This is a genomic window from Streptomyces sp. Go-475 (genome assembly GCF_003330845.1).
Taxonomy (GTDB): domain Bacteria; phylum Actinomycetota; class Actinomycetes; order Streptomycetales; family Streptomycetaceae; genus Streptomyces.
On the sequence record NZ_CP026121.1, the window covers coordinates 1,852,177 to 1,874,510 of the forward strand.

Annotated in this window: 21 protein-coding genes and 1 pseudogene; 9 read left to right on the top strand and 13 right to left on the bottom strand. The window is 71.5% G+C overall.

All coding sequences use genetic code 11. From position 1 onward, the window contains the following. Window positions 1-494: 494 nt before the first annotated feature. The gene (locus C1703_RS08470; protein ID WP_114251318.1) at window positions 495-1,739 is read left to right on the top strand and encodes an MFS transporter; all 1,245 of its coding nucleotides are present in this window, start codon (window positions 495-497) and stop codon (window positions 1,737-1,739) included. Here the strand turns inward: C1703_RS08470 and C1703_RS08475 are convergent. Next, complete coding sequence (locus C1703_RS08475) at window positions 1,676-2,839, bottom strand: hypothetical protein (RefSeq protein ID WP_114251319.1); 1,164 nt, start codon at window positions 2,837-2,839, stop codon at window positions 1,676-1,678. The two genes, C1703_RS08470 and C1703_RS08475, sit on opposite strands and share 64 nt — an antisense overlap. Then, on the bottom strand, window positions 2,836-3,777 hold the full coding sequence (locus C1703_RS08480) for a 5-dehydro-4-deoxyglucarate dehydratase (protein ID WP_114251320.1): 942 nt from the start codon (window positions 3,775-3,777) through the stop codon (window positions 2,836-2,838). Before C1703_RS08480 ends, C1703_RS08475 begins: the two co-directional genes overlap by 4 nt. A gap of 222 nt (window positions 3,778-3,999) precedes the next feature. On the opposite strand from C1703_RS08480, the gene C1703_RS08485 reads away from it, so the two are divergent. The 6 genes from C1703_RS08485 to C1703_RS08510 all read left to right on the top strand — a co-directional run bounded on the left by C1703_RS08485 (window position 4,000) and on the right by C1703_RS08510 (window position 10,091). Continuing rightward, window positions 4,000-4,809 carry an NAD(P)-dependent oxidoreductase gene (locus C1703_RS08485; RefSeq protein WP_114251321.1) on the top strand — a complete coding sequence of 270 codons (810 nt, stop codon included), beginning with the start codon at window positions 4,000-4,002 and terminating at the stop codon, window positions 4,807-4,809. A gap of 311 nt (window positions 4,810-5,120) precedes the next feature. Beyond that, window positions 5,121-5,888, top strand: a complete 768-nt coding sequence (locus tag C1703_RS08490) for a DeoR/GlpR family DNA-binding transcription regulator (protein WP_114257340.1) — start codon at window positions 5,121-5,123, stop codon at window positions 5,886-5,888. A gap of 78 nt (window positions 5,889-5,966) precedes the next feature. Next, a complete protein-coding gene (locus tag C1703_RS08495; protein WP_114251322.1) occupies window positions 5,967-7,340 on the top strand; it encodes a sugar ABC transporter substrate-binding protein in 1,374 nt (457 codons plus the stop codon). Beyond that, window positions 7,337-8,278, top strand: coding sequence for a sugar ABC transporter permease (locus C1703_RS08500; protein WP_114251323.1), 942 nt, complete (start codon window positions 7,337-7,339; stop codon window positions 8,276-8,278). Before C1703_RS08495 ends, C1703_RS08500 begins: the two co-directional genes overlap by 4 nt. Continuing rightward, complete coding sequence (locus tag C1703_RS08505) at window positions 8,275-9,099, top strand: carbohydrate ABC transporter permease (protein WP_114251324.1); 825 nt, start codon at window positions 8,275-8,277, stop codon at window positions 9,097-9,099. The genes C1703_RS08500 and C1703_RS08505 overlap by 4 nt, the downstream gene beginning before the upstream one ends. Further along, window positions 9,096-10,091: a zinc-dependent alcohol dehydrogenase family protein gene (locus C1703_RS08510; protein WP_114251325.1), complete on the top strand. Its 996-nt coding sequence runs from the start codon at window positions 9,096-9,098 to the stop codon at window positions 10,089-10,091. Before C1703_RS08505 ends, C1703_RS08510 begins: the two co-directional genes overlap by 4 nt. Here the strand turns inward: C1703_RS08510 and C1703_RS38900 are convergent. From C1703_RS38900 to C1703_RS08530, 4 genes are read right to left on the bottom strand one after another with little or no spacing between them, the layout of a single operon-like run. Next, entirely contained in the window at window positions 9,997-10,698 is a 702-nt protein-coding gene (locus C1703_RS38900; RefSeq protein WP_157993087.1) for a hypothetical protein, read from the bottom strand. The genes C1703_RS08510 and C1703_RS38900 overlap by 95 nt on opposite strands. Window positions 10,699-10,734: 36 nt before the next feature. Then, window positions 10,735-11,685, bottom strand: coding sequence for a polyprenyl synthetase family protein (locus tag C1703_RS08520; RefSeq protein WP_232840431.1), 951 nt, complete (start codon window positions 11,683-11,685; stop codon window positions 10,735-10,737). Window positions 11,686-11,690: 5 nt separating this feature from the next. Beyond that, on the bottom strand, window positions 11,691-12,599 hold the full coding sequence (locus C1703_RS08525; RefSeq protein WP_114251328.1) for a UbiA family prenyltransferase: 909 nt from the start codon (window positions 12,597-12,599) through the stop codon (window positions 11,691-11,693). A 2-nt stretch (window positions 12,600-12,601) separates the two neighbouring features. Next, a complete protein-coding gene (locus tag C1703_RS08530) occupies window positions 12,602-13,372 on the bottom strand; it encodes a class I SAM-dependent methyltransferase (RefSeq protein ID WP_157993088.1) in 771 nt (256 codons plus the stop codon). A 173-nt stretch (window positions 13,373-13,545) separates the two neighbouring features. Between C1703_RS08530 and C1703_RS08535 the strand changes: the two genes are divergently transcribed. Continuing rightward, complete coding sequence (locus C1703_RS08535) at window positions 13,546-14,766, top strand: TerD family protein (RefSeq protein WP_114251330.1); 1,221 nt, start codon at window positions 13,546-13,548, stop codon at window positions 14,764-14,766. 105 nt (window positions 14,767-14,871) lie between these two features. On the opposite strand, the gene C1703_RS08540 is transcribed toward C1703_RS08535, so the two are convergent. The 4 genes and pseudogenes from C1703_RS08540 to C1703_RS08555 all read right to left on the bottom strand — a co-directional run bounded on the left by C1703_RS08540 (window position 14,872) and on the right by C1703_RS08555 (window position 17,454). Next, entirely contained in the window at window positions 14,872-15,453 is a 582-nt protein-coding gene (locus C1703_RS08540; protein WP_198678118.1) for a helix-turn-helix domain-containing protein, read from the bottom strand. 68 nt (window positions 15,454-15,521) lie between these two features. Beyond that, window positions 15,522-15,890, bottom strand: a pseudogene (locus C1703_RS08545) (ABC transporter permease subunit); the annotation flags it as partial. 65 nt (window positions 15,891-15,955) lie between these two features. After that, on the bottom strand, window positions 15,956-16,993 hold the full coding sequence (locus tag C1703_RS08550) for a LacI family DNA-binding transcriptional regulator (protein ID WP_114257341.1): 1,038 nt from the start codon (window positions 16,991-16,993) through the stop codon (window positions 15,956-15,958). Between the two features lie 56 nt (window positions 16,994-17,049). Next, window positions 17,050-17,454, bottom strand: a complete 405-nt coding sequence (locus tag C1703_RS08555) for a VOC family protein (RefSeq protein ID WP_114251332.1) — start codon at window positions 17,452-17,454, stop codon at window positions 17,050-17,052. Between the two features lie 188 nt (window positions 17,455-17,642). Between C1703_RS08555 and C1703_RS08560 the strand changes: the two genes are divergently transcribed. Beyond that, window positions 17,643-18,104 carry a DinB family protein gene (locus C1703_RS08560; RefSeq protein WP_114251333.1) on the top strand — a complete coding sequence of 154 codons (462 nt, stop codon included), beginning with the start codon at window positions 17,643-17,645 and terminating at the stop codon, window positions 18,102-18,104. A 281-nt stretch (window positions 18,105-18,385) separates the two neighbouring features. On the opposite strand, the gene C1703_RS08570 is transcribed toward C1703_RS08560, so the two are convergent. From C1703_RS08570 to C1703_RS08580, 3 genes are all read right to left on the bottom strand, one after another. Continuing rightward, window positions 18,386-19,402 carry a 1-aminocyclopropane-1-carboxylate deaminase gene (locus tag C1703_RS08570; RefSeq protein ID WP_114251334.1) on the bottom strand — a complete coding sequence of 339 codons (1,017 nt, stop codon included), beginning with the start codon at window positions 19,400-19,402 and terminating at the stop codon, window positions 18,386-18,388. A 243-nt stretch (window positions 19,403-19,645) separates the two neighbouring features. Next, window positions 19,646-20,287, bottom strand: a complete 642-nt coding sequence (locus C1703_RS08575; protein ID WP_114251335.1) for a GntR family transcriptional regulator — start codon at window positions 20,285-20,287, stop codon at window positions 19,646-19,648. Window positions 20,288-20,800: 513 nt separating this feature from the next. After that, on the bottom strand, window positions 20,801-22,243 hold the full coding sequence (locus C1703_RS08580) for an alkaline phosphatase PhoX (RefSeq protein WP_114251336.1): 1,443 nt from the start codon (window positions 22,241-22,243) through the stop codon (window positions 20,801-20,803). Window positions 22,244-22,334 lie beyond the last annotated feature (91 nt).

Genomic DNA, 22,334 nt, shown 5'->3' on the forward strand with positions numbered 1-22,334 from the left:
GATCAGCCGGTCGAGTCGTCTCGCCAGAACCGGACTTGTCGGAAGCCGGCTGCCGACCGGGAGCCACGGGTGACTCGGGCCGTTGGGTCATCTCCGCGTACTCGGCAAGTCGGGAACGCCGTATCGGCGTCTCCGTGCCACCCCCCAAATCTGTCACGGCGCCACCTTTGCGTATGACGCACCAACGCTTCCCCCCTGGCCTCATGGGCCACCTCGGTCACACACAAGATCGATACGCAGAGATCACGATTCTCGGTCCGGTCGAGGGGTGAAAGAGGCAGCCGACGTGGGCCGATCCTCCGGACGGAGAGGGAGCTTGTGACGACGCGAGCCGATGGCACCGAGCGGACCATGTACACCTGGCCATGAGCGCAAGGCCAGTCGCTTCGGGGCCTTCGCCGGTCCCGCCCGCGCTCCTCCGCTGTCGCAGAGATGCCGTCCTAAGGAACCTGCCCGATCCCCTCCCCAGGGCCTTAGCGCCACGCTGGGCAGGCATGACGACGAGAACGACCTGGCCCCTGGCGCGGGTCCTGCGCGACCGCGACTCCGCGCTCTGCCTCTCCGCGGTGGTGGTCTCCGGCTTCGGCACCTCGGCCCTGTGGCTGGCGTCCGGTGTGTGGGTGAAGGACCTCACCGGCTCGGACGGCCTGGCCGCGCTGTGCCTGCTCGCCATGTGGCTGCCGACCCTGGCCGGTCCACTGCTGGGCACGCTCGCCGACCGGGGCCGCCGCAAGCCGCTGCTGATCGGCGTGAACGTGCTGCTGGGTGCCCTGCTGCTCAGCCTCGTGAGCGTCGACGCCCCGGGCGATCTGTGGCTGCTGTACGCGGTGCTGTTCGTGTACGGGGCGGCGGGTGTCGTCCATGACGCGGCCGAGTCGGCCCTCGTCGCGACCGCCGTCGGCCCGTCCCTGCTCGGCGACTTCAACGGCCTGCGCATGACCGCAACCGAGGGCATGAAGCTCCTGGCCCCGCTGGCAGGCGCGGGCCTGTACGCGGCATACGGCGGCGCGGGCGTCGCGCTGCTGGACGCGGCGACGTTCGTACTGGCCACGGGCTTGTACGCCCTGCTGCGCGCCCGGGAGGAGATGCCGATGCCTCCGCCGCCCATCCGGAGCAGCCGGCAGCGGACCGCCGAGGGCGCCCGCCACCTGTGGGCGCACCCCGCACTGCGCCCCCTGGTCCTGGCGGGCGGCGCCACCATGCTGTGCGCCGGCCTGAACGGGGCGATGGTGTACGCCGTGGTCGAGAACCTCGGGCACTCCCCCGCGTACGCCGGTGTGCTGTACGCCGTGCAGGGCGCCGGTTCGGTCGCCGTGGGCCTGCTCTCCGGCACCGCCCTGCGCCGCCTGGGGGAGCTGCGCTTCGCGGCGCTCGGCATCGTGCTGCTGGCGCTCGCGGTGGCCCTGCGCGCGGTGCCGTCCGACCCGGTGGCACTCGGGTGCAGCGCGGCGATCGGGGCGGGGTTGCCCGCGGTGCTGATCGCCGCGCTGACCGCGGTGCAGCGCGAGACCCCTGGCCCGCTGCTGGGCCGGGTCACCGCCACGGCCCACACCCTCGTCTACGCGCCGAACGTCGTCGGGCTGGCCGCCGGGACTGTCCTGGTCGAGGCGGTGGGCCACCGGCTGGTGCTGGTGGTCCTGGGCGTGGGCCTGCTGGTGACGGCGGCCTGGCTGTCTCAGAGCCGGGCGAGGGCGGAGCGGACCGTCTCCAGATCGCCGTCGGACGCCAGCCCGGCGTGATACAGCCGCAGCTCGGTGGCGCCGAGGCGCCGCGCACCGGCGGCGTCGGCGGCGAGGGTGCCGGGGCTGCCGCCCATGCCGGAGACGACGGTGAAGTTGGCGGCGATGACGGCGCCCTCGCGGCGCTGCTCCGCGAACGGCGTCAGCGTGCCGGTGCCGCCCGCGCAGGGGACGACCACGCCGTCCGCGACGGACAGGATGTGCGCGGGGTCCACCCCGGGGTTGGCGCCCACGTGGTAGGAGACCGGGTCCGCATGCAGCAGCACCTGGAAGCCCTCGGGCGCGGCCGCCCGGACCGCCGCGACGGCCTCCTCCTGGAGCGTGCGGGCGGTTTCGTCGCGGTACGCGCGCGTGGTGTTCGCGAGCGTCTCCCCGAGGAGCTTCTCGACGCCCGGCCAGCCCCCGTCGGACGGCGCCCCCTGCCAGACCGGCTCCAGCGCGGTCCGTACGGCGGCGGCCAGCCGGTCCGCGTCCAGGCCGTGCCGGCCGTAGCCCTCCCGGCAGGACGGGCAGAAGCAGAGCGCCATCAGGTACTGCCCGGCGTCCCCGAGGCCGACGCCGCCGGTCTTGTCGTGGGCGTGCAGGTGCTGCAGTCCGTACCAGCCGAGGGACTCCAGCTCGGTGCCGCGCGCCCCGGGCCGGGCGGCCGCCTCCGCCGCCAGGTCGATGAGGTACGCACGCGTGGCGGGCTGCGCGATGCAGGGCGCCCAGGGGTAGCGGTCGCCGTAGGCGTTGACGACCGAGGTGTCCGGGTGCTCGGCGCCCAGGCGGGAGTTGTGGGCGAGGACGACCCAGGTGTGCACCTCCAGGCCGGCGTCCGCCAGCGCGCCGGCGGCCTCGCCGAAGGCGTCCCCCGGGGCCCAGTCGCCGGCCGCGTAGGGGCGCAGCTCCCGCCCGTCCCAGCGGTCGTCCGCCGGGTACAGCACGGCGGCGTGTTCGGCGGTGACGATGCGGTGGCGCGGGTGGCGGGGCGTGAGCGCCCGGGTGGAGTGGTAGGCGGCGGCGAGCGTCACCTGTGCCACGCCGAGCGCGGCGATCCGGGCGGGCGCCTCCGGGTCCCCGTTGACGTCCCAGGGGTAGACGAATGCCGACGCCTTCACTTGGCCTCCTCCAGCAGCGCGTAGCCGCGTTCGATCAGTTCGGCGAGCTGCTTGACATGATCCTCCGTCGGCTCGTGCAGCGGGGGACGGACCTCCCCCACGTCCAGTCCGCGCAGCCGTACGCCGGCCTTGACCAGGGCGACGGCGTAGCCGCGACCCTGGGCGCGCAGTTCGACGAACGGGCGGAAGAAGCCGTCCAGCAGCCTGTCCACGGTGGCGTCGTCGCCGCTCCGGAGGGCCTGGTGGAAGGCGAGGGCGAGCTCGGGGGCGAAGCAGAACACGGCGGACGAGTAGAGCGTGACGCCGAGGGCGCGGTAGGCGAGCTGGGTCTGCTCGGCCGTCGGCAGGCCGTTGAAGTAGAGGAAGTCGCCCGGCACCTCGGTGCGGACGGCGCTGACGATCCGCTGCATGAGGTCGAGGTCGCCGAGCCCGTCCTTGAGGCCGATGACGCCGTCGGTGCGGGCCAGTGCGACGACCGTCTCCGGGGTGAAGACGGCGTTGTCGCGCTGGTAGACGATGACCGGCAGGGCGGTCGCGGCGGCGACCTCCCGGTAGTGCCGCAGCAGCCCCTCCTGCCCGGCGACCACGAGGTACGGCGGCATGGCGAGCAGCCCGTCCGCCCCGGCCGCCTCCGCGATACGGGCGTAGCGCACCGCGAGCGCGGTGCCGTACCCGGCGCCGGCGACGACCGGCACGCGCCCCTCGGCCGCCTCGACGGCGACGCGTACGCAGGCCTCGAACTCCTCGGGCGTCAGCGCGTGGAACTCGCCGGTGCCGCAGCAGGCGAACACGGCGGCGGCTCCGGCCTCCACCCCGTGTCGGACATGCGTGCGGTAGGCGTCGAGGTCCACGGAGCCGTCGGGTCCGTAGGCGGTGACCGGGAAGAACAGCGGCCCGCTGGAGACGTTGAGTCGAGCGGCGAGAGGGGCTGACGTCACAAGCTCTCCCGGTTCCATATTCATGATTGGCGTCTACATTTCTGAACACCCTCACGCTAAGGTGCCTCCTTGGCGCCGGTCAAGCGCGCGCACCCGCGTCACACCAGCGGATTCATCCCTTCCGCGGCACACTTGACGGGTTCCGCCTCACCTCCTTAGCGTGTCCACGCATATGAATGCCGTGCGCTCATGTGCACAGTTGGCGATCAAGGAGACCCGAGGATGCCCGCTCCCCGCACCGTCCTGCTCACCGGCGCCGCCGGCGGCCTCGGCACCCTGATGCGGGACCTGCTGCCCGACTACGGCTACGAGCTGCGCCTGCTCGACCTGCGCCCCATCGAGGGCGCGCCGGACGCGATCATCGCGGACCTCGGGGACAAGGACGCCGTGCGCGAGGCGGTCCGGGGCGTCGACGCGATCATCCACCTCGCGGGCATCTCCCTGGAAGCCCCCTTCGAGAAGATCCTCAGGGCGAACATCGAGGGCACCTACCACCTCTATGAGGCCGCCCGCGAGGAGGGCGTCGGCCGGATCGTCTTCGCCTCCTCCAACCACGCCGTCGGCTACACCCCGCGCCCCCAGGGCGACGACCCGCTGATCCCGATCGACACCCCGCGCCGCCCGGACACCTTCTACGGCCTGTCCAAGTGCTTCGGCGAGGACCTGGCCCAGCTCTACTGGGACAAGCACGGCCTGGAGACGGTCTCGGTGCGGATCGGCTCCTGCTTCCCCGAGCCGACCAGCGTGCGGATGCTCTCGGTGTGGATGAGCCCCGCCGACGGCGCCCGGCTCTTCCACGCGGCCCTGACCGCCGAGCACGTCGGCCACACCGTCGTCCACGGCTCCTCCGCCAACACCCGCCTGTGGTGGGACCTCAGCACGGCCCGGGCGCTCGGCTATGAGCCGCGGGACGACTCCGAGCCCTGGGCCGAGAAGCTCATCGCCGAGCAGGGCGACCTGGACCCGGAGAACGAGGCGCACGCCTACCTCGGCGGCCACTTCGTGACGGACCCGCCGATCTGGCCGTACTGACCGAAACACATCACCCACAGGAGCGGGCGGGCAGAGAACGGGCCCGCCCGCTCGGGCATTCGGGCACAACCCCGAGGCGGCCGGGCAGCGTCCTCAGGGGCGCCGGGAACTGCGCGACCAGCCACGACGCAGCCGCAGACGGGCATGGCACCCCCGCCACCCCCTCCACATCCGCAAGACCGAACGGGCACACACGGGCAGGATCCCGCCCGCAACAGACCTGGCCACCGCGATGCACCCGCTGTAGAACTTCCCCCATGGCCCGACCGAGGGCCCGAACGGGCAGCACGGCAGGAAGGCGGGTGACGGCCATGAACAGAACCGCGGAAGAACGCCAGCGCGAGATCGTGCTGGCCGCACGGCGCGACGGATCGGTCGACGTCACCGCCCTCGCCGCCGACCTGGGCGTGGCCAAGGAGACCGTACGGCGGGACCTGCGCGTCCTGGAGGACCACGGCCTGCTCCGCCGCACCCACGGCGGCGCCTACCCCGTGGAGAGCGCCGGGTTCGAGACGACACTCGCCTTCCGCGCCACCAGCCACGTCCCCGAGAAGCGCCGGATCGCGGCCGCCGCGGCCGAACTGCTCGGGGACGCCGAGACCGTCTTCGTCGACGAGGGCTACACCCCGCAGCTCATCGCCGAGGCACTCCCCCGGGACCGGCCGCTGACCGTGGTCACCGCGTCCCTGCCGGTCGCGGGCGCCCTCGCCGGGACCGACACCGTCTCCGTCCTGCTGCTGGGCGGACGGGTCCGCTCCGGCACCCTCGCCACCGTCGACCACTGGACGACGAAGATGCTGGCCGGCTTCGTCGTCGACCTGGCGTACATCGGCGCCAACGGCATCTCCCGCGAGCACGGCCTCACCACCCCCGACCCGGCCGTCAGCGAGGTCAAGGCCCAGGCGATCCGCGCCGCCCGCCGCACCGTGTTCGCGGGCGTGCACACCAAGTTCGGAGCGGTCAGCTTCTGCCGGTTCGCCGAGATCGGCACGCTGGAGACGATCGTGACCAGCACCCTGCTGCCGGCGGCCGAGGCCCACCGCTACTCGCTGCTCGGACCGCAGGTCATCCGCGTCTGACCCACCCCCTTCGTCCCCCACCGGGCACCTCCATGCCCTGCCGCGCCCCTTATCTCCCCATACATCCAGGAGCGATCCATGCGAACCCAGAGCCGACGACGGCCTCCGCGAGCCCCGCTCGCCGTGGCCGCCGCAGGGACGCTGCTCGCCCCGCTGCTCTCCGGCTGCTGGGTCGGGGCGGGCGGGGCCGGATCCGGCGGCGACGCCATCAACGTCCTGATGGTCAACAACCCGCAGATGGTCGAGTTGCAGAAGCTGACCCGCGCCCACTTCACCAAGGAGACGGGCATCAAGGTCAACTTCACCGTCCTGCCGGAGAACGACGTCCGCGACAAGATCAGCCAGGACTTCGCCAACCAGGCCGGCCAGTACGACGTCGCCACGCTGTCCAACTACGAGATACCGATCTACGCCCGCAACGGCTGGCTGCACGAGATGAACACGTACGTCGCCAAGGACCCGGGCTACGACGAGCAGGACGTGCTCAAGCCGATGCGCCAGTCCCTCACCGGGGCGGACGGCAAACTCTACGGCCAGCCCTTCTACGGCGAGTCGTCGTTCCTGATGTACCGCAAGGACGTGTTCGAGAAGAAGGGCCTGACGATGCCCGCCCGCCCCACCTGGCAGCAGGTGGCGGACCTCGCGGCGAAGGCGGACGGCGCCGAGCCCGGCATGAAGGGCATCTGCCTGCGCGGCCTGCCCGGCTGGGGCGAGGTGATGGCCCCCCTGACCACTGTTGTGAACACCTTCGGCGGCACCTGGTTCGACAAGGACTGGAAGGCGCGACTCGACTCCCCCGAGTTCGAGAAGGCGACGAAGTTCTACGTCGACCTGGTGCGCGAGCACGGCGAGTCCGGCGCCGCCCAGGCCGGCTTCGCCGAGTGCCTGAACAACATGACCCAGGGCAAGGTCGCCATGTGGTACGACGCCACCTCCGCGGCCGGATCCCTGGAGGCGGCGAACTCCCCCGTCAAGGGCAAGGTCGGCTACGCCCCCGCGCCGGTGGAGAAGACGGAGTCCTCCGGCTGGCTCTACACCTGGGCCTGGGGCATCCAGCAGGCCTCCCGCAACCCGGACAACGCCTGGAAGTTCGTCTCCTGGGCGTCCGGCAAGGAGTACGAGCAACTGGTCGGCGACCAGATCGGCTGGTCCAACGTCCCGGCCGGCAAGCGGGCCTCCACCTACGCCAATCCCGCCTACCGCAAGGAGGCCGCCGCCTTCCAGGAGATGACCAAGGAGGCCATCGAGCAGGCCCGGCCCAACGAGCCCGGCGTGCAGCCGCGCCCCGCGCCCGGCATCCAGTTCGTCGGCATCCCCGAGTTCACCGACCTCGGCACCAAGGTCTCCCAGGAGATCAGCGCGGCCATCGCCGGACGCCAGTCCGTCGAGTCGGCCCTGAGGAAGTCGCAGGCGCTCGCCGAGAAGATCTCCGAGGAGTACGAGGGACGATGACCGCCACGACCACGGCCCCCGTGGCCGCTCCCGAGACGCGCGCCCCGGTCCGCCGCCCCTCCGCCCGGCTGCGCGCCTGGGCGACCCGCGCCCCGCTGCTCCCCGCCCTGATCTTCATGATCGTCGTCACCCAGCTGCCCTTCGTGGCCACGCTGGTGATCTCCTTCTTCGACTGGAACAGCCTCTACCCCGACGCCCGCCGCTTCACCGGCCTCGCCAACTACCAGGAGGTCCTCACCGACGCGGACCTGCGCCACTCGGTCTGGACGACCGTGCTGCTGACGGTGGCGGTCGTGCTGGCCAGCCTGGTGCTGGGGCTCGTCCTGGCGCTGCTGCTGGACCGCGGGTTCCGCGGCCGGGGCATCGTACGGACGCTGCTTATCGCGCCCTTCCTGGTGGTGCCGGTCGCCGCCGCCCTGCTCTGGAAGCATGTGCTCTACAACCCTGAATACGGCTTGTTCAATGGGTTGTTGCACTATGTGGGCGGCCCACAGCCCGACTGGATCTCGAACACCCCGCTGCTCGCCGTCGAGGCCTCGCTCGTCTGGCAGTGGACGCCGTTCATGATGCTGATCCTGCTCGCCGGCCTGCAGAGCCGCGACCACGAGCAGATCGAGGCGGCCCGGGTCGACGGCGCGAGCGACTGGCAGATCTTCGTCCATCTGACGCTCCCGCACCTGCGCCGCTACCTCGAACTCGGCGCCCTGCTGGGCTCGATCTACATCGTGCAGAACTTCGACGCGGTCTTCACGATCACGTCCGGCGGCCTCGGCACCGCCAACCTCCCCTACACCGTCTACCAGAGCTTCTACCAGGCCCACGAGAACGGCCTCGCCTCGGCCGCGGGCGTCCTGGTCGTCATCGGCTCGATCGTCATCGCGACCTTCGCCCTGCGCGTGGTGTCGTCCCTGTTCCGCGAGGAGGTGTCCCGCGCATGAGCGTCGTACGCCGTAACGGTTTGGGCCTGCTGGCCTGGCTGGCCGGGATCGTGTTCTTCCTGCCCATCGCGTGGATGGCGCTGACGTCCTTCCACTCGGAGACGGACGCGGCGACCAACCCGCCGTCCTTCGCGGCCGCCCTGACCCTGGACGGCTACCGGGAGTTCTTCGGCGCCGGCGGCGGCGCGAGCCCCTGGCCGGCACTGATCAACTCCACGGTCGCGTCCGTGGCGTCGACCCTGCTGGTCCTGCTGCTCGCCTTCCCCGCGGCCTACGCGCTGTCCGTCAACCGCGTCCGCAAGTGGAGGGACGTGCTGTTCTTCTTCCTCTCCACGAAGATGCTGCCGGCCGTGGCGGGTCTCCTCCCGATCTACCTCTTCGCCAAGAACGCCGGGATGCTCGACAACATCTGGCTGCTGGTCATCCTCTACACCTCCATGAACCTGCCGATCGCGGTGTGGATGATGCAGTCCTTCCTCGCCGAGATCCCGGTCGCCGTCATCGAGGCGGCCCGGGTGGACGGGGCCCGGCTGCCGACGGTCCTGGCACGGGTGGTGGCCCCGATCGCCCTGCCGGGCATCGCCGCCACGGCGTTGATCTGCTTCATCTTCAGCTGGAACGAACTGCTCTTCGCCCGGGTGCTGACGGGCGTGGTCGCCGAGACCGCCCCCGTCTTCCTGACCGGCTTCATCACCAGCCAGGGCCTGTTCCTGGCGAAGGTGTGCGCCGCGTCGCTCGTCATCTCCCTGCCGGTGCTCGCCGCGGGGTTCGCCGCCCAGGACAAGCTGGTCCAGGGCCTGTCGTTGGGAGCCGTGAAATGAAGGCCGCCGTCATCGAGTCCGTGGGCAGGGCCGTCGTCGCCGAGGTCCCGGACCCGACGCCAGGCCCGCGCGAGGTCGTCGTCGAGGTCGCGGCCTGCGGCCTGTGCGGAACCGACCTCCACATCCTCCAGGGCGAGTTCGCCCCGAAGCTGCCGATCGTGCCCGGTCACGAGTTCGCGGGCGAGGTCGTCGGCGTCGGCACCCAGGTGACGGAGGTGGCGGTGGGCGAACGGGTCGCCGTCGACCCGTCCCTGTACTGCTACGAGTGCCGCTACTGCCGTACGGGCCACAACAACCTCTGCGAACGCTGGGCGGCGATCGGCGTGACGACGGCCGGAGGCGCGGCGAAGTACGCCCTCGCCCCGGTGGCGAACTGCGTGAAGCTCCCCGACCACGTCCGCACGCAGGACGCGGCGCTCGTGGAACCGCTGTCCTGCGCGGTACGCGGCTACGACGTCCTGCGGTCCCGCCTCGGCGCGCACGTGCTGATCTACGGCTCCGGCACGATGGGCCTGATGATGCTGGAACTGGCCAAGCGCACGGGCGCGGCGAGCGTGGACGTCGTCGACGTGAACCCGGCCCGCCTGGAGACGGCCCGCCGCCTCGGTGTCTCCGGGGCCGCCGCCAACCCGGACGAGCTGGACCGCCCGCAGGGCTGGGACCTGGTCGTCGACGCGACCGGCAACGCGGCGGCGATCCAGGACGGTCTGGACCGCGTGGCGAAGGCCGGCACGTTCCTGCAGTTCGGCGTCGCCGACTACGCGACCCGCGTGACGATCGACCCGTACCGCATCTACAACCAGGAGATCACCATCACCGGCTCGATGGCGGTGCTGCACAGCTTCGAGCGGGCGGCGGAGCTCTTCGCGAACGGCGTCCTGGACCCCGGGGTCTTCATCAGCGACCGGATTCCTCTGGAGCGGTATCCGCAGGCGCTGGAGCAGTTCGCGGCGGGGGTGGGGAGGAAGATCGTGGTGGTGCCGCAGTCGTAGCGACCCGGGTGTGCCGCCGGAGCAACAGGGCGTAGGCCGTGTCCAGAACGGCGGCGCACACCCCCAGCGCCAGCGCGAGCACGCTCCTGGTGTCCTCCACGACGACGATGGTCGCGGCGGCCGTACCGCTCCCCTTCGACACGGCGATCGTCAGGGACTGGCCCGCCGCGTTCCCCCGCTGCCCGAGCATGCCGAGGAAGGCCAGCGACATGACCACGTTGCTGAAGAGCGCGGAGTAGGCGTCGACCGGATGGCCGTCGAATTCCCGCGCGACCAGGTAGTTCACCACGAGGCAGCCCGCGAGGAAGGCGACGCTCCAGGGAACGAAGTACCTCTCGTCGTACCGGAGTGAGAACTCCGGTCGCCCGTACGTGAAGTACGCGACCAGGATCGCGATGTCGAAGAGGAACCAGACGATGTTGATCGCGATCTGGAGCGCGTACGGGCTGGGTTCCACAAAGGCGTAGGTGAACTCCCAGGTGATGTTCAGCGCCAGGGCCACGAAAGGCATTCCGTAGGTCCGGTCCCTGAATCCCCGCAGAATGATGGCGACATAGGCGGTCGTCCAGGCGATTCCGGCGACAAGGGACAGTGCGGTGGCCGTCATGTGCCGTGTTCCCCTCCTCGGCGAGTCATGGATGGGTCAGCGGTCGCGATAGGCCGCGCGGAACGCCATGGCGGCCAATTCCCGCTGCCAGGCCGGGGCCAGTGAGGATGCCCGGACCGCCGCGCAGGCTTCCTCGGTCAACCGCTCGATCCGCCGCTCCACTTGCGCCGCCCCGCCGTTCGCCGCCATGCGTCCGCGCAACGCCGCGGCGTCCCAGCCGTGCCCGGCGCTCTTCCCACTGCGTTCGCTGTCGTCGGCCACGCCGATGAGGTCGTCGCGCAGTTGGAAGGCCTCACCCAGTTTCTCGCCGTACGTCCCGAAGGCCGGGGCGAGATCGGACCGGCCGGCCACGGCCGCGCCTATTTCGAGGGGGCGGCGGACGGTATAGCTCCCGGACTTCCACACGGCGATCCAGCGGGCCAGTTCCGGGGTCACCTCGCCTCTGACCGCCGTGTCCACATCCAGGTATTCACCGACGATCAGCTCTATGCGCAGTTCGTCCCAGATGGGTTTCACCTCCGGCGGCAGCCCCGCCATGAGGCGGTCGGCGTAGGCGAGCGCCAGATCTCCGGCGAGTACGGCGACACTCTCGCCGAAGCGCCGGGGTTCGCCGTTCCAGCCCTGCGCCCGGTGCTCCTCGGCATGGCGTGCGTGAGCCGTCGGGAGACCGCGGCGGAGCCGGGCGCCGTCGGCCACGTCGTCGTGGAGCAGGGCGCAGGTGTGCAGGAACTCCAGGGCCGCGGCGGCGTCGACGATCTCCGGGGCGTCGGGGGCGCCGCCCGCCGCGAGGTAGCCGCTCACGCAGAACAGGGGCCTCAGGCGTTTTCCGCCCGCTCTGATGAGGGAGGCCACCTCGCCGACGGGCACCACGGCGCGCTCCCCGTGCGCCGACCAGCGGTTCAGCTCCTCCTTGAGGACTCCTGCCAGGCGTTCCTCGACCGCGGCGAGCAGGCCGGACCGGACCGAGGACACGGACGCGGGATCCACGGGCGTCATCCCCTCACCACGCGAACGACGACGGGCAGGAACAGCTGGAACAGGAAGAGCAGGCCGAGTTCGGCGAACCAGCAGAACCGCTGGCTGCGCACCAGCAGCACGGGCCGGAAGACGACGAGCCAGGACATGACGGCTCCGATGCCGAGGCAGAGGACGGCCAGGGTCCGCAGCGGCGCCCCGAGACCGGGAACGTCTTGCCCGCCGTCCAGCAGGCCCACCCCCGCGTACAGGACGATCCAGGGCACCGTGTAGCCGGCCACGCCGATCGCGTGCACCCCGCGCCTCGGGATCTTCATGGCGAGCGAACTGCCGCCGACGTGCGCGTCGCCCGCCAGGTCCTTGATGTCCTTGAGCGGGATCACGAACAGGTGGTGGAGGAAGCAGACCAGGCCCACGAGCAGGATCACGCCCTCGCCCGCGCCGCCCGAGGCGTAGAGCGACGTGCAGCTCAGCACGGCCAGCACACCGCACACCGTCGAGATGACGAGGGTCAGCGGCCCCAGCAGCCACTGCCGTCCGAACCGCACGCCGGGGAAGGAGTACAGCAGGGAGAACAGCAGGTGCAGGGCGAACATGACGGCGCCGAACGCGGGCGGGGCGAGCGCGAGCGCGCACAGCACCGAGCCCGCGAAGCAGCTCGCGACCACGGCCCACCCCTGGGCGATCGAGACCCTGCCGGAGGGGAACGGCCGCTCCGGGTGGTTGATCCGGTCCGCTTCCACGTCGTTGATGTCGTTCAGAACGCTGCAGAAGCCCTGGGCGAACAGGCCGAAGAGCCCGACCGCGATCACGTCGGACACCGCCGGCGACGCGTCGACGGCCCATTCACCGAAGAGGTACAGCGCCAGCGCCTGAAGAACGATCATCACCGTGATTTCCCAGCGGCAGATGATCGTGCTGACCATGCTCACAATTTCGGCAGAACGAGCATGCCGACCATTCCCAGGTCGTGGAACACGGCACCCGGATATTTTCGCGCTTGCGCCCGCCACAGGCCGCGCGGAAACGTGTAGTCCGCGGTATAGCGCTGGAGATCCTTGAACGCCGGCTCCTCGGGCAGCCGGTACAGGCCCATGGACCGTACGACGCCCCGGACCGGGGGAAGCTTGCGCACCTTCGCGTGGGCCAGGCACAGGCGCAGGAAACTCCCGGCGAGCATTCCGGGAGAGACGCTGCCCACCGGGGCGCGGCTACTCGTCATCACTTCCACGGCGATGACTCGCCCGCCGGGTTCGGCGAGGTCGTGCAGGCGCCTGAGGTAGTCGGACGGATTCCCCATGTAATCGGCCACGAAGCTGCTGGCGACCACCTGAGCGGGCCGCAGCCGGGCGGCCGCTTCGAGAAAGTCGTCCTGCACGACGTCGAGGCGCGCGCCGGGTCTTCGCTCCAGCAGCGGGGCGAGCCGGCGGCGGCACTCCTCGGCCGCGTCGGATATCTCCACGACGGTCACCTCGCGCAGGGCGGGCCGCTCGTGCAGCACCCGCCGCATCCACAGTCCGGTGGCCGCTCCGACTTCCAGAATGCTGGACGCGTTCCTGGGAACGTAGTGGGCCATCAACGACCCGAGATAGGCGTCGTTACCGCCGATCCTGTCCGTGAAGTAACCCTGTTCGTTCAGGGTGTTGTACGCATGGGCTATTCGCGCTCTGCGTGAGGCATGCCGCTCCGGTAAGGCCACCGATTCCCCCTGATATTCGGTTCAGGCCGGGGCTGTGCTGGTTCAGCCTGCACGAGGCGACGACGGCGGCGCAAGACAGGTGCCGTCCGTTCCTCTCCGGCGACGGCCGCCCGATTGGCGGTCCGGTAAGGGAACGGTAAAGCGGTGCCGGTCGTTCACCTGGCATGACAGCTATGACCCCCGGCTCGAACATCCCCCTCTCCGCCGCCCGCGTGACGGTGGACGTCGCCGCGCCCGTGCGGCTCGACGTATCGGGCCTGCTGCTCACCGCCGACGGCAAGGTGCGCTCCGACGACGACTTCATCTTCTACAACCAGCCGTCCGGCCCCGGCGTGACGTACCGCTCGGGCGGCGGCTCCGCACCCGACGCGATCACGGTCGACACGACCGCCCTCCCCCCGGGCATCGAGAAGATCGTCGTCACGGCCAGCCCGGACGCCGCGGGCCAGACCTTCCAGGGCATCGAGCCGACGGCCACGATCCGCAACGCGGACGACAGCTCCGTCCTGGCCACGTTCACGCCCCCGCAGCTCGGCAGCGAGACGGCCCTGGTGATCGTGGAGATCTACCTGCGCAACGGCCAGTGGAAGGCCCGCGCCGTCGGCCAGGGCTACGCCAACGGCCTCGCGGGCATCGCCACGGACTTCGGTGTGACGGTGGAGGAACCGGCCGCCGTCCCGGCCCAGCCGGTGACTCCGCCGCCGGCCCCGGTGCAGCCGCCCGCCGCTCCCGTGCAGCCGCCGGCCCCGCCCGTCGCCACGCCCGCCGCACCCCCTGCCGCCCCGGCCACGCCCCCGCCGCCCGCGCCCGGCGCCGGGAAGATCAACCTCGACAAGGGCCGCGTCAGCCTCCAGAAGAACCAGACCGTCTCGCTCATCAAGGGCGGCCGGCCCCTGCTCTCCCAGGTCAAGATGGGCCTCGGCTGGGAGCCGGCGTACCGCGGCAAGGACATCGACCTGGACGCGTCGGTCATCGCCTACGGGCCGCAGCGCAATCACATCGACAGCTGCTACTTCGGCAAGCTGCAGATCATCGGCGGCGCGATCCGGCACTCCGGCGACAACCTCACGGGCGAGGGCGGCGGTGACGACGAGGTCATCACGGTCGACCTCGGCCGCCTCCCCCAGGAGGTCACCGGCCTGGTCTTCACGGTGAACTCCTTCTCCGGCCAGAAGTTCACGGAGGTCGCCAAGGCCTACTGCCGCCTCCTGGACGGCACGACGGGCGAGGAACTGGTCCGCTTCGACCTCACCAGCGCCGAGGCGCAGACCGGCGTGATGATGGCGAAGCTGATCCGCCAGTTCTCCGGCGAGTGGGACATGACGGCCATGGGCGACTTCGTGAAGTCCCGCACGGTGCGGGGCATGGTCAAGCCGGCGGCCCAGGCACTCTGACCCCACCCGCCCCCCAGGGAACGCCCCCGGCCCAGGTCCGCACCCGCCGCGCCCACCTGCCGGGGGCACCCCGCCGCCCGCGTCGCCCTCCCCACCCCGGGCGGGTCAGTGAGCGCGGGCCCTCGGCTCCAACCCCTCCAGCAGCAGCCCGAGATACCGGCGGATGTGCCGGCCCTCCCCGTCCGCCAGTTCCGACGCCGTCGCCACGCCGTGGGTCAGTCGCAGGACGTCGATCGGCTCCACGTCCCGCCGCAGCGTGCCCTCCTCCTGCGCCGCGCGGACCAGCCGCCCGGCCGCGCTCCGCACCGAGTCGCCGCAGGCCGTGGTCACGGCCGAGTCGCCCTCGGTGACGGCCGGGCCGAGGAGCGCCTTCAGACCGCGCATCCGGATCATGCCGACGCCGAGTTCGTACAGCCACTCCCCCAGCGCCTCGCCCGGCGGCCGTTCGGCCGCGAGCCGGTCGGCCCGCGCCACGAGCGCCTCGATCCGGTCGAGGTAAGCCGCCTCCAGCAACGCCCGCCGCGTCGGGAAGTGCCGGTACAGCGTGCCGGAGCCCACCCCCGCACGCCTGGCGATGTCGTCGAGCGACGCGCTCTCCCCGTGCTCGGCGAACGCCTCCACGGCCACCTTCAGCAACCGCTCGTGGTTGCGCCGAGCATCCGCCCGCATGGGCCTGACCTGCGCCACGCAGCCACTCCTCATCAACCGGGGACCCTCTCCGCACCCTACCGACACGGAGCCCCTGAAGCCCGCCCTCACATCTTCATGACCCCGGCCGCGAGTTCCCGCAGGAAGTGTCGCGCCCCGATCAGGAACACCACGATCAGCGGGATGACACTCATCAGCGCACCGGCCATCACCAGCGCGTAGTCGGCGTTGTAGAGGACGTTCAGGTTCGCCAGGGCCACCTGGAGCGTGACCTTCTCGGGGTCGATCATCACGACCAGGGGCCAGATGTAGTCGTTCCACAGGCCGATGAACGTGAAGATGCCGAGGAAGGCCAGGGCCGGACGGAACAGCGGCAGGGCGACCGTCCAGTACAGGCGGAAGAAGCCGGCACCGTCGATGCGCCCGGCGTCCAGCAGTTCGTCCGGCAGTGAGCTCTGGGCGTACTGGCGCATCCAAAGCCGGTGTCAGGGGAACGGCACCGCCGATCTACGGGCCCGGCCGGGATCAGGCAGAAGGCGGCTCAGGCGGACTCGCGGATCACCAGCTCGGGCGTCACCCAGGCGTCCGCGCCCCGCAGCGGCTCCTCACCCGCGCGCAGCCGGGCCACCTGCTCCACGGCCAGCCGCCCCAGGCGCCGCTTGTCGATGTGCAGGGTGGTCAGGGCGGGCTCGACCAGTTCGCCCAGGGAGAGGCCGTCGAAGCCCAGTACGGCCAGGTCGTCCGGGACGCGCCGGCCGTGGCGGCGGGCGGTGCGCATCGCCCCGACGGCGATCAGGTCGTTGAAGCCGAAGACCGCGGTGATGCCGGGCCGCGCCCGAAGCAGCCGTTCCATGCCGGCCTCGCCGCCCGCCACGCTGTGCTCGGGGCACACCACGACCCAGTCCTCGTCGACCGGCAGCCCGAGCCGCCGCACCTGCTCCAGGAAGGCCAGCCTGCGGGGGCCGGGGCCGTGCACGCCGTCCAGCATGCCGATCCTGCGGTGCCCCGCGCGGAACAGGTGGTCCATGCCCTGCTCGACGCCGGTGGCGGCGTCGATGCCGACGGCCGCGAACCGGGTCTGCTGCGGACCGCGCTCCAGCAGCACCAGCGGCACGCCCCCGAGATGCCGGGTGAGTACCTCGTCGGGGTCCTTGAAGTAGCCGACGACCGCGTCCGCCTGGTGGGAGAGCACGTCGAGGGCCTGCCGCTCCCTGCCCTCGTCGATGCGGGAGTCCCACACCACGACCTGCCAGCCGCGCTGCTCGGCCGCCTCCAGCACCCCGGCGGCCACCTCGGGGAAGAACGGGTTGCGCAGGTCCGGGATGACCAGGCCCGCCGTCACCGCCCCCTTCTGGACGAGTCCGCGCGCGAACCGGCTCGGCCGGTAGTCCAGGAGCCGCGCCGCCTCCAGGACCCGCTCCTTGGTGGCCGGGTCGATCTCACCCTTGTCGTTGACCGCGCGGGACACCGTCTGGCGTGACACCCCGGCCAGTCGGGCGACGTCGTGGATCGTGGCCCGGCGCCGGGCACCGTCGGGCCGCTCGGCACCCGGCTCCGCGCGCTGATTGTCCGTCCACACGCTGAGCACTGTATCCGGCAGCGGAGGCCGTCCGGCAGGGGCAGCCGGGCGGCCCCTCAGCCGTCCAGCTCGGTGAACAACGTCAGCTGCAGGGCCCCGGGGGCGTCGAGCCGGGAGTTCAGGGAGTTCCAGGGCGTGCGGGTGGGCTCGGCGATCACCTCGGCTCCGGCGGCGGCCAGCCTCGCCGTCGTGGCGGCGGAGTCGTCCACCTGGAAGGCGACCCGGACGTGCCCGGCCACCCGCCGCCCCACCTCGACGTCGTCGATGAACGCGGCGTGGTTCGGGTCGGTCAGCTCCAGCGTGGCCCGCCCCGCCTCGAGGATCGTCACCCGCCCGCCCTCCGAGGCGAACGCACCCCGCTCGGCCAGTCCGAGCACGTCCCGGTAGAAGTGCAGCGCGGCGTCGTAGTCGTCCGCCGTCACCACCAGACGGAGTTCGCGAACGGCTGGTTCATCGGACATGACGGCTCCTCCGGGCCTCGGGTAACCGCACACAACCCACCGACCGACCGGTTGATTCCCGTCCGGCCGGTCAGTGCGGTGGGCGGCCGAAACCCGGAGACAGCCCGAGGCCGGGCACGCTACCGTCCGCCGGCACGGCCCCTTCACTCGAACGTCCCGCCTTTCAGGCAGACGAACGCACCGCGCTCATCGGATGGCTGGACCTGCAACGGCAGATCCTGCGCTGGAAGTGCGAGGGCCTCAGCGAGGCGGACGCGCACCGCTCCGTCATCCCGACGTCACCGGCGATGACGATGGCCGGGCTGATCAGCCACATGCGCTGGGTCGAGCACACCTGGCTCGAGGTGTTGTTCCTCGGGGGCGACGAGAGGGGCAACCCGTCCTTCGACGAGACGGACGAGGACGCCGACTGGCGCACCGACTCCGTCACTCTGCGGCAGGTCCTCGCGGACTACGAGGCCCAGTGCGCCCGCAGCAACGAGATCGTGGCCGCAGCCTCCCTGGACGACGTCGGCCGCCACCCCGGCTACCGCTCCGGCAAGGCCAACCTGCGCTGGATGCTCATCCACCTCATCGAGGAGACCGGCCGGCACGCCGGGCACGCGGACATCGTGCGGGAGCTGCTGGACGGGGCGAAGGGGTACTACTGAGGCCGGAAGTACCGCCAGGCCGTGTCCGCGAGCCCGGGGCAGCCGGAGGCGGGCGCGGCGTCGGCCGGGGGCCGTGATCCGCACCGGCCGTGTCGCCGACGCGGCCTAGGGGTGTCCGCAAAGTCCCGCCTGCCCCGCGACGCCCGGCACGCCCTCTCGCCGCACCGGGTGAACACCCGAGTACAACCAGTACGCGGGCGTCCGCCCGGCACGCCGAGAGAACGCACCGAACGCCGCAGGGCCCGCCCTCCGGGCAGACGACGGGACTTTGCGGACACCCCCTAGAACAGCGCGCTGTACGCGTTCAGGGCGGGCTGTCCGCCCAAGTGGGCGTAGAGCACCGTCGCGTCGGGGCCGATCTCGCCCCGGGACACCAGGTCGATCAGCCCGGCCATGGACTTCCCCTCGTACACGGGGTCGGTGACCATCCCCTCCGTCCGGGCCGCGAGCCGCATCGCCGCCAGGGTGGTCTCGTCGGGGACGCCGTACACGCCCGCGTGGTACCGCTCGTCCAGTTCGACGTCGACCTCGGTCAGCTCGCGTTCGACGCCGATGAGCCGCCCGGTGCCGTGCGCGATCCGGGCGATCTGGGCCCGGGTGGCGGCCGGTTTCGCGGAGGCGTCGATGCCGAGGACGCGCCGGGGCCGCCCGCCGGCCTGCTCCAGCGCGGCGAACCCGGCGACCATACCCGCCTGGGTCGACCCGGTCACCGAGCACACGACGACGGTGTCGAAGAAGACGCCCAGCTCCCGCTCCTGCTCGGCCACCTCGTACGCCCACCCGGCGAAGCCGAGGCCGCCGAGCGGGTGGTCGGAGGCCCCGGCCGGGATGGCGTAGGGCTTCCCGCCCGCCTCCTCGACCTCCCGGAGCGCCCGCTCCCAGCTCTCCTTGAACCCGATCCCGAACCCGGCCCGCACCAGCCGTACGTCGGCCCCGGCGAGCCGGCTGATCAGGATGTTGCCGACCTTGTCGTACACGGCGTCGGGCCAGTCCACCCAACTCTCCTGTACGAGCACGCACTTGAGCCCGACACGGGCGGCGACCGCCGCGACCTGGCGGGTGTGGTTGGACTGCACCCCGCCGATCGACACGAGCGTGTCACAGCCCTGGGCGAGCGCGTCGGCGACCAGGTACTCCAGCTTGCGCGTCTTGTTCCCGCCGTAGGCGACACCGGAGTTGCAGTCCTCGCGCTTGGCCCAGAGGGAGGCACCGCCGAGGTGCGCGGTCAGCCGTTCCAGGGGGTGGACGGGCGAGGGCCCGAAGAGCAGCGGGTAACGCGCGTACGAGGAAAGGGACATGGGTCCTCCCTGGGCTCGGGGGTTCGCTGGTCGGGGATTCGCAGGTCCCGGGGTTCGCCGGGGCGGGGGTTCGCAGGTTTCGGGGTTCGCCGGGGCGGGGGTTCGCTGGCCCGGTTCGCCGGGCCGGGGCTCGCCGGGCCGGGGCTCACTGACCTGGGAGTTCGCTGCCCCGGGGACTCGCCGGGTCCGGCAATTCCCGGGCCGGGGCCCGACCCGGGAAATTCGCCGGACCCGGCGTTCGTCTCAGTCGGCAAGCGCTTCGAGCCCCCGCCAGATCTCCGCCGTGACGCGGACCGCCTCGGCCGCGTCGCCCCCGGCGCAGGCCTCGATCAGCCGCTCGTGCAGTCCGGCCGAGCGGCAGCTGCCGCCCTCGCCGAAGCGCCGGCGCTCCAGGCGGCGGATGAGCGGGGTGTAGCGGGCGACGGTAGCGGCGGCCGCCCGGTTGCCGCTGACCCGGACGAGGACGTCGTGCAGTTCGTCGTCGGCGCGCAGTGCCGTGTCCACGTCCCCGGCTCCCACGGCCGCGGCGAACCGCTCGTTCGCGGCGCGCATCGCCGCGATGTCCGCGGCGGACAGCCGGGGCACGGCGACCCGCGTGGCGAGTTCGTGCAGGGCGCCGACCACGGCGGCGGCGTCCCGGACGTCGGCGGCCACGAGCGGGGTGACCCGGGTGTAGCTCTGCGGCTTGCTCTCCAGCAGCCCGTCGTCCACGAGCCGCGAGAACGCCTCCCGAACCGGCGCCCGGGACAGCCCGAGCCGCTCGGCGAGCTCGGCGTCCCGCACCACCGCGCCCGGTTCGATCTCCCCGGCCACGATGGCGTCCCGGATCGCCGCGTAGGCCCGGTCCCTGAGCAGGGTGCGGGGGACGGGCCGGATGGTTTCCATGAACTGAAATGTTAGATGTCAATGCTCGGCGCACGCCAGGGCAGATGGGGATCCGCGCACAACCCTGACCGCTCTGCCCGAGCGCAGTTCCGCGGAAGGAGCGCTCGGGCAAGGCATCCCCCGTCACACAGCACCCGTCACAAGGCCATTGACCAGGAACAGGCCAGAGGGACTTGCCGTGACACCGTACACGCGCCTGATTCCGACCGGCGCGATTCTCTTCACCCGGTCCAACGCCACAGACTCGTCGTAGCCTTGCATCTCGCTACGAGCCGGGGCTACATGTGCGACCGTATGAGCCAGTCGCTCCAACTTGTCAGCCTTGTACCCGATACGAAGGTTCAGAAGTCCAGCGAGGCACGGGCTATACCGTGGCGTACTCCACAGAACCGTGCCCGGTGCCTCGCGGGTTGACCCTCTCTCGCACACATCCCTCGGTGTCGATGAGTCCCGAAAGACACCCGATCCAGGGAGGAACCGAACGAAGCCACTCGTTCGGAGGACTCGACACGGCTATCGCCGCTGTCGCTTCCAGGGTCCCGTGATCGCGAGCAGGATGCCCGGGTCCTGGATGTTGGCGTAAAGCGTCCTGCCGTCGGGCGAGAAGGTGACGCCGGCGAACTCGCTGTATTCCGGCTCCTCCTCGGTGCCGATGTTCAGGTCGTTGCGGGCGATCGGGTAGGTGCGGCCGCTGTCGGTGGCGCCGAAGAGGTGCGAGACGCCCTCGCCGTCCTCGGCGAGGACGATGCCGCCGTACGGGGAGACGGTGATGTTGTCGGGGCCGTCGAACGCGCCCTCCTTCGACGGGTCGGGGTTCACGCCGAGCAGCACCTTCAGGGTCAGCGTCCGGCGCCTGGGGTCGTAGAACCAGACCTGGCCGTCGTGCTGTACGGGGCTCTCCTCACGGGCGTACGAGGAGACGATGTAGGCGCCGCCGTCGCCCCACCACATGCCCTCCAGCTTGCGGGCGCGGGTGACCTCGCCGTCGCCGAACTGCTTGCGCACCGGGGTCGTCCGGGCGTCGCGGTCGGGCACGTCCACCCAGTCCACGCCATAGACGGTGCCGGTCTTCGTGGCGCGGGACAGGTCGTCGACGAACCGGCCGCCGGAGTCGTAGCACTTGGGCGCCTGGAGGACTCCGGCGTCGTCGGCGAGTTCGCGGAATTTCCCGGGGCCGTACGCGAAACCCTTGGGCGGGGTCCAGCGGTAGAAGAGGCCGTTGGGCTCGTCGTCGTCCTCGGTGAGGTAGGCGTGGCCGCGCCTGGGGTCGATGACGACGGCTTCGTGGTCGTAGCGGCCGAAGAACTTCAGCGGTTCGGGGTGGCGGTTGGCGCGCCGGTCGACGGGGTCGACCTCGAAGACGTAGCCGTGGTCCTTGGTCATGCCGTTGGTGCCGGCCCGGTCGGAGTTCTCCTCGCAGGTGAGCCAGGTGCCCCACGGAGTGGCGCCGCCCGCGCAGTTGGTGGAGGTGCCGGCGATGCCGACCCACTCGGCGACGCGCCCGTCGGGGCGCACCTCGACGACCGTGCAGCCGCCGGACGCGGCCGGGTCGTAGACGAGGCCCTCGGTGAGCGGCACCGGGTGCTTCCAGTTGACGCGGGGGCCCTTCAGCTCGTGGTTGTTGACGAGCAGGGTGGTGCCGCGGGGGCCGTCGAAGGCGGCGGTGCCGTCGTGGTTGGACGGCGTGAACTCGCCCGATTCCAGCCTGGTCCGGCCGCTGTAGGTGAGGATCTTGTACGTGAATCCGGCGGGCAGGGCGAGGATCCCCGCGGGGTCCGGGACGAGCGGCCCGTAGCCGGCCCCGTGCCCGGCGTCCGCCGCGCCCTCCGCGCTGTCGGTGTCGTAGGACGCGAGGGCGTTCGGTGCGGTGGCGAGGGCGCCGACGCTGCCCGCCAGCGCGACACCGGCACCGGTGATCGCGGTGGTTCTGGCGAAGTCCCTGCGGGTGAGCGACATGGGTGTCTCCTGTGACGGGGGATGCCGTGGAGGGTGGCGGACCTCGTTCGGCGACACCGTCCCGCTCATCCATGAACGCCGGTTGAACAAC

Bases quoted from the DNA above. Each gene is read 5' to 3' on its own strand.
- C1703_RS08505 (WP_114251324.1), top strand. From the start codon at position 8,275: ATGAGCGTCGTACGCCGTAACGGTTTGGGCCTGCTGGCCTGGCTGGCC.
- C1703_RS08555 (WP_114251332.1), bottom strand. From the start codon at position 17,454: ATGTCCGATGAACCAGCCGTTCGCGAACTCCGTCTGGTGGTGACGGCG.
- C1703_RS08490 (WP_114257340.1), top strand. From the start codon at position 5,121: ATGAACAGAACCGCGGAAGAACGCCAGCGCGAGATCGTGCTGGCCGCA.
- C1703_RS08485 (WP_114251321.1), top strand. From the start codon at position 4,000: ATGCCCGCTCCCCGCACCGTCCTGCTCACCGGCGCCGCCGGCGGCCTC.
- C1703_RS08575 (WP_114251335.1), bottom strand. From the start codon at position 20,287: ATGGAAACCATCCGGCCCGTCCCCCGCACCCTGCTCAGGGACCGGGCC.
- C1703_RS08525 (WP_114251328.1), bottom strand. From the start codon at position 12,599: ATGGTCAGCACGATCATCTGCCGCTGGGAAATCACGGTGATGATCGTT.
- C1703_RS08580 (WP_114251336.1), bottom strand. From the start codon at position 22,243: ATGTCGCTCACCCGCAGGGACTTCGCCAGAACCACCGCGATCACCGGT.
- C1703_RS08470 (WP_114251318.1), top strand. From the start codon at position 495: ATGACGACGAGAACGACCTGGCCCCTGGCGCGGGTCCTGCGCGACCGC.
- C1703_RS08535 (WP_114251330.1), top strand. From the start codon at position 13,546: ATGACCCCCGGCTCGAACATCCCCCTCTCCGCCGCCCGCGTGACGGTG.
- C1703_RS38900 (WP_157993087.1), bottom strand. From the start codon at position 10,698: ATGACGGCCACCGCACTGTCCCTTGTCGCCGGAATCGCCTGGACGACC.
- C1703_RS08570 (WP_114251334.1), bottom strand. From the start codon at position 19,402: ATGTCCCTTTCCTCGTACGCGCGTTACCCGCTGCTCTTCGGGCCCTCG.
- C1703_RS08510 (WP_114251325.1), top strand. From the start codon at position 9,096: ATGAAGGCCGCCGTCATCGAGTCCGTGGGCAGGGCCGTCGTCGCCGAG.
- C1703_RS08495 (WP_114251322.1), top strand. From the start codon at position 5,967: ATGCGAACCCAGAGCCGACGACGGCCTCCGCGAGCCCCGCTCGCCGTG.
- C1703_RS08500 (WP_114251323.1), top strand. From the start codon at position 7,337: ATGACCGCCACGACCACGGCCCCCGTGGCCGCTCCCGAGACGCGCGCC.